Below are 16,526 nucleotides of genomic sequence, written 5' to 3' on the forward strand. Positions count from 1 at the left end.
TCATACGTTCATTCTGCACCTAGCAAAAAACAACGTTGAACCCTTGTCCTGCTTAGCTTTTAGCCGCCTGAAAATTTTTTGTCAGAAAATCTTTCTTCCTGCCTGCTTTCGACCTTTTACGCCTAATTCTTCAGATCCGTTGAGATATCCCAAGAAAGGCTGGTAAAATCTTTACCGCATTGGTAAATAAATTTTTACTAATTCATTCATAACGACAATACTGAAGACAAAATAAAAAGAACAGCCAGCTAGTATTTGTCAGCTGGCTGCCCCTTCTAAATAAGATAACTGCCCTGTTCTTAGACGAGAGCAGCTTCTCTTGTTTCAGCGAAGGAACGCAAGGAGAGGCTTACCTCGTCCCCCACATAAAACCGAGGAGAGTAAACAGAGTCATGCACTTCCCATTCTTCATTTTCTACTTGAATGGTATAATGAATTTCTTTTCCTTGATATTGAACGAGAGTCACAATTCCACCTTCTCCCCTTTCTCCACCCGGTGCTAGTCTCCATTGTTCCGGACGCACCGGATAGAAGCCTTTCTTCTTCAGCTTTACTGAAACACCATGATCTTTCCACCTTTCTAGCGGGAGCTTCTCCGGGATAAACACTCCCTCCTCCCATGTTCCTTTCATCAGCTGGCATTTGCCAACAAAAGCAGCAACGAACTCAGTCTCCGGTTTAGTATAGACTGCTTCCGGGGTCCCGACTTGCTCAATTCTTCCTTCGTTCATAACCACAATTCTATCCGCCATCGCAAGGGCCTCGCTTTGATCATGGGTGACGTAGACGATTGTCGACTGGGTCTTTCGGTGAATGCGCTGAATCTCTCTTCTCATCTCCATCCGCAGCTCTACATCAAGCGCACTGAGCGGTTCATCCATAAGCAATAAGCGGGGCAGAGCAGCCACGGCACGGGCTAATGCTACCCGTTGCTTTTGACCGCCCGATAGCTCTGCCGGATACCTGCCAGCCAGTTGCTTTAACCCTACCAGCTCCAATACAGTCTCTACTCTCTCCCTCATGTTCTTCTTTAAATCTTTTGCTGTAAAACGGTGATGAAGCAGCGGGAACATTACATGCTCTCTGACTGTCATATGCGGCCACAAAGCAAATGATTGAAACACCATACCGATATTCCGTTCTTCAGGCGGGGTCAGCTGGCGTGGTGACGCAACCAGCGCATCATCTATGATCACCTCTCCACTTGTCGGCTTCATGAACCCCGCCATCAGCTTTAATAAAGTCGTCTTTCCACACCCTGATGGTCCGAGGATGGCAATGAATTCCCCGTCTTCTATCTCTAAATCTACTGATTGAAGAGCAGTGAAAGAATCATATACCTTCTTTAAATCTCGCACGCTGATCATTCTTCTTTTCTCACCTTTCTCTCCCATAATTGGTTGAACCATGTGAACAGTAAGCCGCCAATTAAGATTCCGCATACAATTATGCTAGCAAATGCGGTGGAATAAATCGTATAGCCAGCTTGCTGGTAATTAAAGATCACCACCCCGATGGTTTCGGAACCAGCTGACCATAATAGACTTGATACCGTTAGCTCCGTCAACACCATCAAAAAGACGAGCAAAGCTCCGCCAATGAGACCTGGAAGAATCAGCGGCAGCAAAATTCTCCTCCATTTTGTCCACCCTTTTGCACCTGATACCCTTGCTGCTTCCTCGATCGACGGATCAACCTGCAGGAAGGCTGCATAGCTGCCCCTTACCTGAAGGATGAAGAACCTTGTAACATATGCAATGAATAATATCCAGACAGAGCCGTATATCCCCGGGTTCCAGCCTGGAATGGGCTGCATCCAGGCAAGGATCATACAAAGAGCGAAGACCGTGCCAGGCAAGGCATAAGGCATGGTAATAAACAGCTCCATCAGCTTTGTCACACTGCCCGGCCTTGTATACCTCACATAAGCAATCGCTGTTCCTGCTATTAAGCAAATGACCGTCGTCAAGAAAGCAAGCGAGATGCTGTTCCACCAGGCTGTCCCAGTCTTCGGATCCGTCAAAAACACATATTCATAATTTTTCAGCGACAGATTCTCTAACTCAAACGGCAGGCCATATGCTTTAACGAACGACAATGCCCCCATGCATATAAAAGGCACTAAGCTCGTTATCAGAAGAAACGCCCAAACACCGGACTCTATTACTCTCCTTCTCATGCCTGTTATGTATATCCTCGGTTCGGTGTCTCTTGCCGTTGTCTCTGTAACCCGGCTGCGCTTTAACAGGCGCCATTGAATGAATGTTCCTGCTAAAGCGATGATGCCTAACATTACAGATAGAACAGCTGCTCTTGAAAAAGCAGAAGGCCCAAATCCTGCAACCTGCTCATATATGTACGTGCTTAACACTCGGATGTTGGCTGGTATACCTAAGAAAGCAGGAATGCCAAAATTATCAAGGTTCGTTAAGAAGGCAAGCAGCCCCCCGCTTGCTATGCCAGGTAAAGCCATCGGCAGGACAATTCTTCTTAACACTTGACCTTTAGTGGCACCCGATGTCTTAGCCGCCTCTACAAGTTCCCTCGGGATCTTGCGGAACACATCCACTGTAAATAAATAGACTAATGGATAATGAGAAAGACCGAGAATAAAAATAATGCCTCCCATACTGTATAAGTTCGGAACAGCCAGACTGCCTGGAAGCCAGTTGAGGAGGCCGGCCACTGGCCCGTTATGGCTGAACAGCTGAATCCAGGCGAGTGTCGTAATATAAGATGGAATAATAAACGGCAGAAAGATAAGCAGCTGCATCCACCGCTTCCCTCTTATATTCATATAAGCCATCATCCAGGCCAATGTTACGCCTAAACCAAGGGACAGAGCCGTTGAGCCTAGCACAATCACTATTGTGTTCCCGACAGTCGTCCATGTCGCCTGCTCCTGTAGGACCTCTCTATAATGGCCCAGCGTAAGTGTGCCTTCCTGGACGAAGCTCAGCCAAATGAGCCGCAAGATCGGCCAAACGAAAAGTATAAAAATGAATAACAGCCCTACGAGGGCATAAAGTTTTTTTCTGCTCAAAAACAAAGAGAAGGAGGGAGACTTCTTCATCTCCTCTCCTGCAAGTTGACCATTAGAAAGCATTATCCTCTCTCCTTATCTGCTTAGCCTGCCATCATCACTGTTGGCCGAAGATCTCTCCAAACTGCTTTTTATCTTCCTCGCGTGCCTTCAGTAATTCAGGCGTATCTGCCTGCAGCACCGTCATTTCACCTAATGTCTGTAAACCTTCAGGAGCTTCTACTCCCTCACGGATAGGCGTGTAGCCTAATTCTGCTGCCAGCTGCTGTCCTTCTTCAGAGAGGGCAAAATCTACAAATGCCTGAGCTGCCGGTTCATTATCCGTGCCGTTCATAATGCCTATCGGCTCTGTAATCACCGGTACCCCTTCCTTTGGATAGATAAATTCAACAGGAGAGCCCTCTTTCTTCGCACGGGCAGCTACATAATCCACAACCATCCCGTAGGATTTCTGCCCCATAGCTACCGCTTCGAGTACACCGCCATTTCCTTTCGTAACACTCATTTCATTCTCTTTCAATTTCTCATAGAAATCCCATCCGAAATTGTCTTGCCGAGTAAAGATTCCCAGATTATAGGCAGCTGCACCTGAGTAAAAAGGACTTGGCATCAATGTTTTTCCTTGAGCCGCCTTTTCGGTTAAGATCCCCCAGCTATCGGGTATCTCTTTCACCTCATTGGTATTGACAACAAGTCCAGTAGCCATTACCTTCGTACCCGTATAAGCCCCGTCTGGATCAATAAAGGTGTCTGGAATATGCTCAGCTTCAGGAGACTTATAAGGAAGCAGCATCTCTTCCTCTTTTAAACCTTCAAACGTCACCGAATCCGCTACCAGCAAAACGTCTGCCTGGACACTTCCTGCTTGTTTTTCTGCTTGAATTTTCGAAATGACCTCTTCAGTGCCCGAGCGGAATGTTTCTACTTCTACATCCGGATACTTCTTCTGAAAAGCATCCACTAGTGCCTGTGCATCGGCATCAGGCTGAGAAGTGTAAAAGCTGAGGGTCCCTGAGACGCCTCCCGCTGTTTCTCCACTTACTTCATTTGACTGTTCACTTCCATTGCTGCATGCCGCTGTTAGCACAGCCGCGACCAAAATCATCATCATAAAAGATAACTTGCGCATGTGTCTGCTCCTCTCCTCCACAATCATTCATCGGTTAAAGCCAACGCTCCGCCCGTTCCACTTTTCTTTCTACTAAGGACAGGACTCTGCTAGTGAAACGGTTATGTATACTTCCTTAAACCTCTTGTCATCATTTTCTTTAGAGCTTCTGTAGGGAAGTCTAATTGCTGCCTGTCACAGCACAGTCTCGATTCGATGTATTCCTGGAAACTGCACATTAGGCGGTTTTGTTAATAGTGATTTTAGTCCGCGTTTCATACAATCAGCTGTAGTTTCGTTGACTGTCCAACCATGCTGCACAGCCGAAAGGATACCGCCCTCACTAGCCTTGGACAAATGCCGCACTGTAAAAATGGAGTTTGCGCCCCATCTCTCTTTGCCTGCGTGCACGATCCTTGCTTCTTCAAAATGCTGCAGCACCTTTGTCAATACCGAACCTCCAGCAGCGAAAACGCTCTCATCATTGGCGACTAAAATTCTCAACAAACCAGCCTCCTCCCATGGTAAGAAACACATGAGCCTGGCCCAAAAGTCAGACTGCCAGCTCTTTGATCTCCCTTCTTTGCGAAGGTGGATCTCTTATTATATTAGGGGCCATTTATGAATAAGGCATGAAAGCGGTATTAATGTTATGTTTTGTTTTTGTTAAGGAAATGTCTAGAAGGACGCACGCCGTTTTCAAACTGGCAAAAGGAGCTATAAACAGAGGATAAACTGCCTATATACATGGTACGAACCTGGCCCATGGATCAGGGCAAGAAGCAAAACGGCACAAAAAAAGCCCCGGCTAAGAGTTTCCTTTCTCTCTTAACCGGGATCGGTTTAATGATCTTATCTATAGAGTCAGCATGGGGCTCGCTATTTTCCTTGCTGGACCTGTCCGCGTAACTCCTCTAACTCTTCTAACAGCTTCATAACCAGCTCGTCACTTTGCTTAAGCTGTTCATGCAGCAGCGCGATGGTCTCCTCTTCCCAACTGAAGGGATCGCCTTGATCGGGCGTATGCTGAAGGTTTTCATATACGTCTCCCTCTTCCTTCTCCGTCGGCTGGAAGTAGATCGCTACTTCACAACCCAGGTCGCCTAAAGCAATTCGTTCCCGCAGAGACACTTTACTATATCCAAACTTACGGGAAGCAATCCCTCCAAACACACTAGAGGTCATATGACATAAATGAGGAGCGTCCTTTACCGCTTCTCCGAACGGACACTTTCTCGCCTTTACAACCACGTGGTCAGGATACACAGCAGAAATATAAAAATCACCGCCGATTGAATTCTTTAAATCAACAATGACCTCAGCGTAGCGGTCCACTGTCCATTCATGATTTCTATCGCCATAGAACCCTTCAATCCATTCGCCTGTTCTCAGGCCAAGCTGGCGAATGTACTCGTCTGCCGTTTTTCCTACTGTTTTCTCATGGATGTGAGCGTACTGTGAAATTAATTTTGATAAGAACACAGTACCTGTCAATGAAGCTTCATTTTTCAAGTTTGGTCTCCTCTCAAGATGATACAAGTAAAGTCTACTACTTTTATCGGCTTTCCATCTTCTTATTATATCCGGAGTTTGGGAAAATGGAAGCAAATTTTTTCAAACTCATTGAACCGGCTCAGCGATTTCCGCCGCTTCAGCCAAATACTCTACGAGATGGAGCACTCTTACGGACGAAGCCAACCCTTCCTTTTCGACACCGAGCTTCATTTGTAAAAGACAGCCCGGATTGGTTGTTATGATGACAGAAGCATTTGTACGCTTCGCCTCTTTCATCTTGTGATCTAGAATCTCCATAGAGGCGTCATAATGAACGAGATTGTAGATACCTGCCGATCCGCAGCACATATCTGCCTGGTTCATTTCCTTCCATTCAATGCCTGGTATACTTTGGAGCAGCTCAACCGGTTCTTTCGTGACTTTCTGCACATTCGTCATATGACAGGAAGGCTGGTACGTTACCGCTTCGCCTTTACGCGGCCGCATATCAGGCAGCCCGCATGCCATGAGAACTTGGCTAATATCCTTTACCTTCCCAGAAAAAGCCCGGGCTCTCTCTGCCCACGCTTCCTCATCCGCAAGCAAACGGTCGTACTCATAAAGCATGGCTCCGCAGCCGCCGGCATTGTTAACGATGAAATCGGCTTCTGTTCCCTCAAAGGCCTGAATGTTCTGTCTAGCTAAGCGACGGGCTTCTTTCTGCTCGCCTGAATGCGCATGGAGTGCTCCGCAGCAGGATTGATTGGATACGACTGTAACCTCACAGCCTGCTCTGGCCAGCAGCTGAATAGATAGCTGATTCACCCGGTGGAACATAGCATCCATTACGCAGCCAGTAAAGAAGGCGACTTTATACTTTCGTTTTCCTTCCGCTTTTACCCGCTTTGGTGCTTTGAATCTTTCAAGCGGGGAGACCGGCTTAGGCAACACTTTTTCAAATGCTCCTAAGTGATAAGGCAGCTTATCTATTACTCTCGTTATGCGCCCTGCTTTCTGAAGGCCGCTCTTCTGATAGATCCATGTGGAATGACCAGCTATATTCATCATTCTTCGGCTCGGGAACATTTTGCGAAGCATGGCCTTCTTTAACGTTCGGGCAGGTACTGAAAGGGTTCGTCTCTTCCCTAAAGCAGCGCGTGCCGCCTCCAAGATCTCTCCATACTCTACACCTGTCGGACAAGCTGTTTCACAGGCGCGGCAGCCGAGACATAAATCGAACGGCTCCTCCAAAGCGGATAAGTCCGTCAGCCGCCCTTCTCCGGCCATCTTTATCAAGTTAATCCGCCCTCGCGGTGAATGAGCCTCGTTTTTAAAGGCTGTATATGTTGGGCAAACAGGCAGGCAATAGCCGCACTGTACACAGCTGGCTGTGCGGTCGTATTTGAGTTCCTCTTGTAATTGCTTAAGTGACAGATTCATTTCAACTCAGCTCCAGCTTTTGTCCAGGCTCCGGAAAGATCTTCCCTGGATTCATAATGTTGTTCGGATCCCACGCAGCTTTAATACGCTTCATCATATCTAAGCCAGCTGCTCCAAGCTCCATTTCCATAAAAGGTGCCTTCATGAGCCCAATCCCATGCTCTCCTGAAAGCGTGCCGCCAAGCTCAACAGCTGCCTTGAAAATCTCTTCAACTGCCTGCTCAACACGCTTCATTTCCTCGGTGTCATTCTTATCGCAAATAATATTCGGGTGAAGGTTGCCATCCCCCGCATGACCGAAGACGACAAGGTGAATGCCGTACTCTTCCCTAATCTTCTCCAGCCTTTTGCACATGTCAGGAATTTTGCTTCTTGGCACTGTCGCATCCTCTGAAATCTTAGTAGGCTTGATACGAACGATAGCCGGGGATACGAGCTTCCTTGCTTTCCACAGCTCCGCTTCCTCACTTTTATTTTTCGGCATCCGAACTTCTCTTGCACCAACCGACTGACACAGCGCAGCCGCCTCATCGGCTTCCTCCTGTAAAGCAGCAGGATGTCCATCTAGCTCAATCAAAATAAGCGCCGCGGCATCCACCGGCAAACCGAGTGGTTCAAACTGCTCAACCGCAATAATGGAAGCTTGGTCCATCAGTTCCATTTTTGACGGAAGAATGCCCGCAGTCAGCATGTTAGAAATAGCTTTGCCCGCATCCGCTAAGCTGTCAAAGATAGCCATCATAGTGGTGGAGGCTTTCGGTTTTGGAATTAATTTCAGCACAGCCTTTGTAATGATACCTAGTGTACCTTCCGACCCTACAATAAGTTTTGTCAAATCATAGCCGGTCACATTTTTCACTGTGCGCCCTCCGGTTTTTATGATTTCTCCTTCAGGTGTAATCACTTCAAGACCAATGACGTAGTCCTTGGTTACTCCATATTTCAAGCCTTTTGGGCCGCCTGAGTTTTCAGCCAGGTTCCCGCCAATCGTCGATACATGTGAGCTGCTGGGATCTGGCGGATACATAAGGCCTCTTTCTTCAGCAGCACGATGAATATCCGCAGTCAATACACCCGGAGAGACAACAGCAACAAGGTCCTCCTCATGAACCTCCAGTACGTGGTCCATGACTGATAAATCCAGAACAAGCCCGCCCTTCACCGGCAAGGGACCTCCACTCAAACTTGTCGCCTGGCCCCGCGGATAGAGAGGAATAAGCTCACGGTTGGCCAGCCGCACTAAAGCGGCGAGCTCTTCTACACTCTTTGTTTGTATGACAGCATCTGGAAGAAAGGTGCCGAATGAACCATCGAATGAATAGCTGAAACGGTCGCTCTCTTTTGTCAGTACACGACCTGTTTTAACAATCGATTTTACTTCTTCTAAATGAATTTCGGTGAGCGCTCTCACTGTTCGATCCCTTCTTTCCTTAATCTGTGTATCCTGGCAGCAGTACACTGAGCTTTTTCTCTGCATTTTTTAAATGCAGATCACTAAGCACCCTTGCCAGCTCCGGCTCTTCTGCTTCGATGGCTTTGAAAATAGCCTCATGCTCCTGATAAACCAGTCTTCTTTTCTGTTCAAGCGCTTCGTTCGGCCGCAAAGTCTGAGTTAATACACGCTCATAAAGAGAGGCAAGATGATCGATCACCTGGGTAAGAACCGTGTTTTGCGCGGCAAGGACTAAGGCGCGATGGAAGGTAATATCCGATTTCTCTGATTCCTCCTGCTTCAGACATAATAGAGCCTTTCTCATTTCTTCCAGCTGCTCCGGTGTCCTTCTTTTTGCGGCTAATGCGGCTGCCTCCGGCTCTAGCATTCTTCTAACTTCGAATAAATATTTAATCGTTCCCACGTCGTTGCTTTCCAGGTGAAGGCTGTGCAGCAAAGCCGGATGGATAGTTTCTTCCACATAGCTTCCGCCGCCTTGCCTTGACGTGACTACGCCCGCTGCCCGCAGCATGCTTAACGCTTCCCGGATCGGCATTCGGCTGACTTCGAATCTTGCTGCTAGCTCCATTTCCGTCGGCAATTTAGCTCCAGGCGGAAATGTCCCATCTTCAATCATCCCAAGAATTTCTCGGGAGACTCTTTGAGAAATTTTTTCTTTCTTTTTCATTTCGTTCTCCTATATTTGTATGACAAAAATTTCTACTTAAAGCTGATAATTTGTATTATAGAATGGATTTTACTGAAAATTCAAGTTTTTGTATAACAAATTTTTAAAAAACAAATAAAAAAGAGAGCCCCCCAATTTCTCAACGAATGGAAAGCTCTCTTATAAGCATCATCACTTTGTTATGTTAAACTTTCTAGCGCCTGCTTCACATAAGCAAAAGTCGGAATAGAAGACATATCGATGCCGCTTCTTACAACGGCCTGAGCAAGCTCAGGTCTCATTCCTGTAACAATAAGCTGGATGCCCAGCAAACGAAAAACATTTTCTAATTGGTATAAATAGTGAGCCACTTCGTCATCAAGAGTCAGGATACCGGAAAAGTCAGCAATCAAGTAATTGATTTGCAGTTTCGCAATTTTCGGAACTACTTTATCCATAATATAAGCTGCACGATAAGGGTCAATTTCTCCAATCAATGGAAGAATAGCTACATGGTCCTTTACCGGCACAACAGGGGCAGATAGCTCAGCCATTTCCCTCTTTGTTTGATCCATCATTTGATCGGTCGAACGTTCGTAAGCAAAAACCGACTCATTCAAGCTGATATCAAGTATATTGTTTACCTTTTTAATAACGAAGATAGTTTCCTTCTTAGGAAGCTCAAACTCTTCACTGATCTCTGTAAGCAAATCTGAAAAGACATCTCTTGTTGTAGGGTAACGCACAATAATAGTGGAAATCTTCTCTCCGGTCTGGGCCTGTCTTTCTCCGTTCCCCTTGCTCCAGCTAATAAGCTCCTCGGGTATACCGTCTCGGTCCTCAATGAGAGAGATTCCCAAAAAGCCCATGAGCTTCTTATACATGGCAACGGCTTGCTCTTTCTCCCACTCGGGGATCTTCAGCTCCATCCGGTGCAGAACTTCCTCCACCACCTTCAAAGCCAAAGATTCTGTGTTCTCAATTAAGTAGTTGCCTACCTTCGACAACAAAGTCATTTCGCTCTTCCTTCCTCAACAGCTTATTCATTACTTATAGTTTACTATAGAGAATAAGCAGGTGCTTCGGCAATACTTTTTTCTAACAACCTCGTATGCCTCATACGAATCTATTTTCCTCTGATAGAATAGCCTTATTGTAAAAAAAAAGACCCCCTTCAAACGGAAGCCTTCTCTGCCTAGCCGACAATCTATTTCTCCATGCAATTCTTCTTTCCACCTGTCAAAGCAAATTCATAAAAACACTTATACTGCCGCTGCCTCTCTCACCTTAACGTTTTTCGGCAAATACAGAATATAGCCAAAGCTGTCAGCCAAAATAAAGTCTATTCCTAACGACCTCTCCTTATTTTTCTCCTCCCGGCTGTCCATCCACAGATCCGCATTCGAAACTCTAATCAAACGTTCCTCTTTGTCATCTGATTCTATTAAATTCACTTCTTTTCCGAGACTTAAATAGTCTGTTTCTAAAATTAATACAGCCGAGTCATAAGGGTTCCCTGAAGTTCCTGCTTTGGCTAATGCAATAGCCTCCTCCACCTGTGCTTTCTCCGCGCTAGCCAGAACAAACAGAAAGTCAGCCTTTTCCGGCTTTACCCATTTCGCTCTAGTCTGGTTGCCGATCCATTCGGCCGCCTTTTCTGCACAAGAAGGGAGTACGCTGAATGTTGCCTCCCTGTTCAAGAGCATCAGGGCCAGCATAGACGTAGAAGAAAAACTTTCAGTATCATTATTAATTATCTTTGCTTCATAGCGAATATCCGAAATAGTGCCTGGTCTTGACATCGAATCGATCAGCTTTCGATAAGCCACCTGCACATCATGGACTAAGTCTGTTACCATCTTCTGTCTCTCCTTTAATCCACGTTCTCGTTAAAAATTCCTTGCAATTATAAGGATATCTGTACAATGGGCTGAATAAATTAACGTCCAGTTAAGATTTTGTAAAAACTTTATAAAGTCTTTGCCGAAAATGATGATGACTCTAATTGTATGCATATCCTCCAGTCAGCAGGCATATAGTGTTAATAAGCGCGGATATCGCTAAGTTCCTAGCTTCTTATACAGCAAACAATGATCTATGGCGTTCTCACCTCGGAATACCAATATTCAAAAAAGCTTGAAACGCTGCCGTTTCAAGCTTTTTCTTATACGATGGAAAGTGTAATGCTAGAGGCTGTGCTTCCTCCATGATAGACATGCTCATAGGCTATTTCTCCAGAAGCAGCCGTTTTTGTTGTTTGTCCATTATTCAAGTTTACATCATAGCGAGGTGCATTGCTTGCAGCAATATCCAGGCGTAAGCGATGTCCTTTCTTTAATAAGTAAGCTGTATGGCCGACCTCCAGCTCTATACATACCGGTTGATCATCTTCTGCCTCCTGACGGTGGAAGGTGTCAATCACATTAAATACCTTCCCAGCTGGTTCAACATCTGATAAACGAACAAACAGATCAACGAGTGGAGTCGGAGAAGATATCCAGATAGTTGCCGTCACCGTACCTAACAGTCGTAGATCTGCCTCTAACGCAGCCGTCGTGTAAACCAGTACATCCTCACGCTCTTGAATATCGCCAATATCAAACATGCCGGATGAATGGCCGGCTATGAGTACGCCTCCCCCTCTTGTTGGAACAGGGTGCTTGGGGTCGAGCTTTAGCAGACTGGCAGTCGAGGAGTCAGCTGGCACATCCGTCAATCGGCCGTCTCCCTTTCTTGACTGCGATTGTCCCTCACTGTCGAGAAACAATACCTGTGTCCGGGCGGGAGGCGGCCATTCTTCATATGCCGACCAACTTTTTTCCCCCATTAAATACAGGTGAACAGGCTTTCGAATAGACAGCGGTTCTCCCTTCAGCCAATGATTAAACCATTGAATGTGAAGCTCTGTCGGATCAAGTATTTGGTCCACTCCGATATGCTTCGCTGCCTTTTCAAAAAACTTCTCTCCAGCTCTTCCGCTCATTTCCTCGTGTGTCCACGGACCGACCCAAAGCATCTTTGTGCCCCCATAGGCTTTATAAGCTTTTAATGTTGGTGTAAGCAAAGCGTCAAACCATCCCCCAATGAATAGGGCAGGAATCTCAAGTTTCGGCAGCTTCCCCATTAATGTCATCTGTTCCTTAAAGGCAGTATCTACCTTGCCATGCATGACGTCAAAAAAGAAGGAATGCGGATCCAGCTCTTTCATCGGCGGCCACTCATCAGCCGGGGCATAGCGCTGCCATTCTTCCAGTTGATCTATGTAGCCTTGCACTTTTTGAGCTTTTGGGTCGTTTCGGCACTTTAACTGATCCTCAACAATTGATCCAAGCGTCCACGTTTCGAAGTTGCTGATACTCATGGCTCCTTCGCCATTTAATAGATCCACCCATGGATCTGCCATCGTCATAACCGGGGCGATCGCTCGTAAAGAAGGAGGACGTTCGGTGGCAGTAGCAAGCTGAGTATATCCGTGGTAAGACATGCCGAACAAACCTACTTTTCCATTCGAATACGGCAGCCGGGCAGCCCATTCTACTGACTCATAACCGTCCTTTCCCTCATGAATAAAAGGATAAAATTCGCCCTCAGACGCAAACCGCCCGCGCACATCTTGAAGAATCACCACGTAACCGGCTTGAACCATGCGAGGTACTTCTAAGTATTCATCATAATAACGCCGGGCTGTTTTATCATAAGGCAGCCGGATCATTAAAACAGGGTATGTTCCATTTTTATCTGGCCGGTAGACATCCGCACGCAGGATGATGCCATCTGATAATATGCACTCTATATTTTTTTCTACTATTATACTCATCCTCTATTTCGCTCCCTTCTTTATATAAATATCAGCACCTAGCTTTGGCTAAGTGCTGATATAAACGTAATGATTAAGCTGTCCGTACTTTAGAGGCTTTCACCGGGTGCACTTTCCGTTCAATCCAGCCCATCACTAAATCAGCAAGAATGGCCATGAGGGCAGTTGGAATTGCTCCGGCAAGAATAATGGCTGTTCCGTCCGTTGCATTTGTACCGGTAAGAATAATGGCTCCAAGCCCGCCTGCTCCAACGAAAGCACCGATTGCCGCAATTCCGATCCCTACAACAAGTGCTGTCCGCAGTCCTGCCATGATGACGCTGATCGCAAGCGGCAGTTCCACCATGCGTAAAAGCTGGAATCGCGTCATGCCTGAAGCATAGCCTGCTTCTACGATATTTTTATCGACTTCCTTCATGCCCACATAAGTATTTTGAGTGATCGGAAGAATAGAATAAAGCATAAGTGTAACGATCACCGTGTTTGCTCCCAGTCCCAACGCCAGCATCAGTACAGCCATCGCTCCAAGTGCAGGAATGGTCTGAATAATACTGCCCAGCGCGAGAACCCAGCCGCTCATCCTGCTGTATTTGGCGATAAAGATGCCTAACGGGATAGAGATGACCGCTGCGAACAGCACACCGTAAGCGGCCATTAAAAAGTGCCGGACAAACTGCGTCCATATATAGCCGCTGTTTTGACTTACATACATGACAAGCTGTTCCCATGTTTCCATTACTCTCCTCCTCCCTTCGTCTCTTCAAAATAGTTATGCTCCTTAAGGAATTTTTCAGCTACTTGTCGAGGGTTCATAAGCTCAACATCCGCTTGATAGTTCAACTTCTGCATCGTTTCTGTTGAAATAGCTCCATGAAGGCGCTTTGTAATGTCCCTGATTTCGGGATACTTCTTCAGTACGTCATTTTGAATAACCGGGGAAGCATCATAAGGAGGGAAAAATTGCCGATCATCTTCGAGTACCTTCAAGTCAAACTCCTGAATCCGACCGTCCGAGGAGTATGCAAGAACAACATCCATATGACCGCTTGCTGCTGCCTGATACACAAGCCCAATGCTCATCGGATACACTTCCCCGAATGGGAAATACGTTTCCTGGAAGCCGTCATATCCGTCTCCCTTGCGATTAATCCATGAGTTATCAACACCAAATCGCAGCTGATCAGCATAAGGAGCTAGGTCAGAGATCGTTTCAATATTATGTTCCTCTGCGAATTCTCTTGTAACGGTAACAGCATAAGCATTTTCAAATCCATACGGCTCTGCCCATGTTTGATGGAACCGCTTCTGAAATTCCTCCTGCACAATGTCCATCGCTTTATCCGGATTAGTAACAGGTTCCATGCCAAGAGATCCTGATAGGTCGGTTCCTGTATAGCGTGCAGCTGTGATGTCAAGGTCGCCTCTTGTCATCCCTTGGTGCTGCACGATAGAAGAGCCAAGGTGAGTGACAAGCTCCGTCTCAGCATCCGTCTCCCTTTCAATCATAATAGAAAGCATTTCTGCAAGAATTTCAGCTTCAGATGTGCCTAACGCGCCAATCTTAATCGCCTCTTGTGATGTACCTGCCAGGCCGGGCAAAGAACAGCCGGTGAGCATCAGAAAAACAATCATCGCTACGCCCAGCTTTTTAGCTTTTTGTTTCATCCCTCTCACCTCCGTTACGTTGTTTGATATGTTTCTTTAAAGCCTTTTGGCGTTAATTTCTTTTCAAAAAGAGCCAGTGCTCTGTCTGCCAGCAACGCCATAATCGTTGCTGGAATCGTTCCGGCAATAATCAGCTCAGGCTGATAAAGATTCAAACCATCAAAAATAAAGTCACCTAATCCACCGCCGCCGATAAAAGCAGCCAATGTTGCCCATCCAATTAAATAAACAGTCGATAAGCGGATTCCCGCCATAATCACCGGTAAAGCCAAAGGCAATTCAATTTTAAAAATCGATTGCCAGGCATTCATGCCCATACCTCTCCCCGCTTCCCGCACGCCTTGGCTCACGTTGCAAATCCCTGTATACGTGTTTCGCAAAATAGGCAGCAAGGAATAGAAAAATAGAGCAATAATAGCCGGTGTTTTCCCTACACCTAAGATTGGGATAAAGAAGGCAAGAATAGCCAAGCTTGGGATGGTTTGAAGCACCCCCACAAACGAAATGAACCGGTCAGCTGCGCGGGGAATGCGTGAAAGCAGCACACCAAGCGGAACAGCGACTATCACCCCAAGCAAGGCCGCTGCCAGTGAAATATATAAATGCTCCCATGTCTTCACGAGCAGTTCTGTGCCATGTGAAGCAAGAAATTCATTCATGTCTCTCCCCCCTATTCATTCAAAGTCTCTGCTTCCTCAATTTCGATGCCGTCCCCCCAGATCGCATCATAAACGACATTCGCCAGCGTTGCCCGTGTCACGATGCCGGCAAGCTTCTGGTCCTCATCCACGACAGGAACATACTTTACGCCGCGACGTAAAATCTTGTGCACAGTATCGCGCAGAAGACTCTCTTTTGAAACGGAGAACACTTTTTTCTCCATTACTTCGTCTACGGTTTTAGCCTTTTTGTAATGGGCATTAATAATCTCAATATCAATAAAACCTCTTAGCCTGTTGATAGAATCAACTACGAGAAGAGAATCCACCCGATTATCCTTCATAATAGAAATCGCATTCTTCAACGTTTCATCCATTTGCACCGTAATCGGCGAACCGCTCATAATCTGTTCCACCGTTACAACATCCGGGCGTCCTTGAATTAATCGCTCTTTTCCAATAAACTCTTCGACGAATTCATCTGCCGGGTTGCGCAGAATCTCATCCGGTGTATCTGCTTGAACAATTTCACCATTGCGCATAATAACGATTCGGTCTCCCAGCTTTAGCGCTTCATCCATATCATGAGTAACAAAGATGATGGTTTTGCCTAACTCTCTCTGCAGCTTCTTAAATTCGTCCTGCAATGAATCACGTGTAATTGGATCGAGTGCTCCGAACGGCTCGTCCATTAGAATTAATGGCGGGTTGGCTGCAAGCGCTCTCAATACACCAATTCTTTGCTGTTGTCCGCCACTCAGCTCGTGAGGATACTTATCTAAGTATTCATCAGGAAGATCAACAAGCTTAATTAATTCACGAGCCCGCTGATCCTTCTTTTCTTTCCGCCATTTCAAAAGCGTGCCAACAAGCACAATGTTCTCTTTAATCGTCATGTGCGGCATCAAGCCGATTTGCTGGATAACATAACCGATGGAGCGACGCAGTTCCACTGGATTTTGCTTATTAATGTCCTTTCCATCTACCAGAATCGTTCCTTCCGTTACATCAATCAGCCGGTTCACCATTTTCATTGTTGTCGTCTTTCCACAGCCACTCGGACCGATGAAACAGACGAACTCACCTTTTTCAATTTTTAGGTTTAAATTATTCACAGCTGGTCTTCCGCTGTTATATCTCTTCGTTACATTTTTAAACTCTAACAATCCAAACCCCCCTATTCCACTTTTTTGTCAAACCC

At 46.2% G+C, this 16,526-nt stretch carries 15 protein-coding genes; all 15 read right to left on the reverse strand.

Annotated elements, in window-relative coordinates; genetic code table 11:
• Positions 1-299 precede the first annotated feature (299 nt).
• Positions 300-1,367, reverse strand: a complete 1,068-nt coding sequence (locus tag QY97_RS04355; protein ID WP_039233214.1) for an ABC transporter ATP-binding protein — start codon at positions 1,365-1,367, stop codon at positions 300-302.
• Positions 1,364-3,106: an ABC transporter permease gene (locus tag QY97_RS04360; RefSeq protein WP_039233216.1), complete on the reverse strand. Its 1,743-nt coding sequence runs from the start codon at positions 3,104-3,106 to the stop codon at positions 1,364-1,366. The genes QY97_RS04355 and QY97_RS04360 overlap by 4 nt, the downstream gene beginning before the upstream one ends.
• A 34-nt stretch (positions 3,107-3,140) precedes the next feature.
• Positions 3,141-4,172, reverse strand: coding sequence for an ABC transporter substrate-binding protein (locus QY97_RS04365; protein ID WP_039233218.1), 1,032 nt, complete (start codon positions 4,170-4,172; stop codon positions 3,141-3,143).
• A 174-nt stretch (positions 4,173-4,346) separates the two neighbouring features.
• Positions 4,347-4,655, reverse strand: coding sequence for a 5'/3'-nucleotidase SurE (locus QY97_RS04370; protein ID WP_039233221.1), 309 nt, complete (start codon positions 4,653-4,655; stop codon positions 4,347-4,349).
• A 375-nt stretch (positions 4,656-5,030) separates the two neighbouring features.
• Complete coding sequence (locus QY97_RS04375; RefSeq protein ID WP_039233224.1) at positions 5,031-5,663, reverse strand: methanogen output domain 1-containing protein; 633 nt, start codon at positions 5,661-5,663, stop codon at positions 5,031-5,033.
• A gap of 108 nt (positions 5,664-5,771) precedes the next feature.
• Positions 5,772-7,085, reverse strand: a complete 1,314-nt coding sequence (locus QY97_RS04380; RefSeq protein ID WP_039233226.1) for a (Fe-S)-binding protein — start codon at positions 7,083-7,085, stop codon at positions 5,772-5,774.
• 1 nt (position 7,086) lies between these two features.
• Positions 7,087-8,496: an FAD-binding oxidoreductase gene (locus tag QY97_RS04385; RefSeq protein WP_046128674.1), complete on the reverse strand. Its 1,410-nt coding sequence runs from the start codon at positions 8,494-8,496 to the stop codon at positions 7,087-7,089.
• 19 nt (positions 8,497-8,515) lie between these two features.
• Positions 8,516-9,205, reverse strand: coding sequence for a FadR/GntR family transcriptional regulator (locus tag QY97_RS04390; protein ID WP_039233229.1), 690 nt, complete (start codon positions 9,203-9,205; stop codon positions 8,516-8,518).
• A gap of 179 nt (positions 9,206-9,384) precedes the next feature.
• Entirely contained in the window at positions 9,385-10,200 is an 816-nt protein-coding gene (locus QY97_RS04395) for an STAS domain-containing protein (protein WP_039233232.1), read from the reverse strand.
• A 246-nt stretch (positions 10,201-10,446) separates the two neighbouring features.
• Positions 10,447-11,043 (reverse strand): phosphonate C-P lyase system protein PhnH, encoded by a 597-nt coding sequence (locus QY97_RS04400; RefSeq protein WP_039233234.1) that lies wholly within the window; start codon positions 11,041-11,043, stop codon positions 10,447-10,449.
• A gap of 305 nt (positions 11,044-11,348) precedes the next feature.
• Entirely contained in the window at positions 11,349-13,001 is a 1,653-nt protein-coding gene (locus tag QY97_RS04405) for a CocE/NonD family hydrolase (protein ID WP_039233237.1), read from the reverse strand.
• 73 nt (positions 13,002-13,074) lie between these two features.
• Positions 13,075-13,737 carry an ABC transporter permease gene (locus tag QY97_RS04410; RefSeq protein WP_039233240.1) on the reverse strand — a complete coding sequence of 221 codons (663 nt, stop codon included), beginning with the start codon at positions 13,735-13,737 and terminating at the stop codon, positions 13,075-13,077.
• A complete protein-coding gene (locus tag QY97_RS04415; protein WP_039233244.1) occupies positions 13,737-14,666 on the reverse strand; it encodes an osmoprotectant ABC transporter substrate-binding protein in 930 nt (309 codons plus the stop codon). The genes QY97_RS04410 and QY97_RS04415 overlap by 1 nt, the downstream gene beginning before the upstream one ends.
• Before the next feature lie 14 nt (positions 14,667-14,680).
• Positions 14,681-15,325: an ABC transporter permease gene (locus QY97_RS04420; protein ID WP_039233248.1), complete on the reverse strand. Its 645-nt coding sequence runs from the start codon at positions 15,323-15,325 to the stop codon at positions 14,681-14,683.
• Between the two features lie 11 nt (positions 15,326-15,336).
• Positions 15,337-16,491, reverse strand: coding sequence for a betaine/proline/choline family ABC transporter ATP-binding protein (locus QY97_RS04425; RefSeq protein WP_039233251.1), 1,155 nt, complete (start codon positions 16,489-16,491; stop codon positions 15,337-15,339).
• Positions 16,492-16,526: the final 35 nt, after the last annotated feature.

It is taken from the genome of Bacillus thermotolerans, from assembly GCF_000812025.2.
GTDB classification, from domain to species: Bacteria; Bacillota; Bacilli; order Bacillales; family Domibacillaceae; genus Quasibacillus; species Quasibacillus thermotolerans.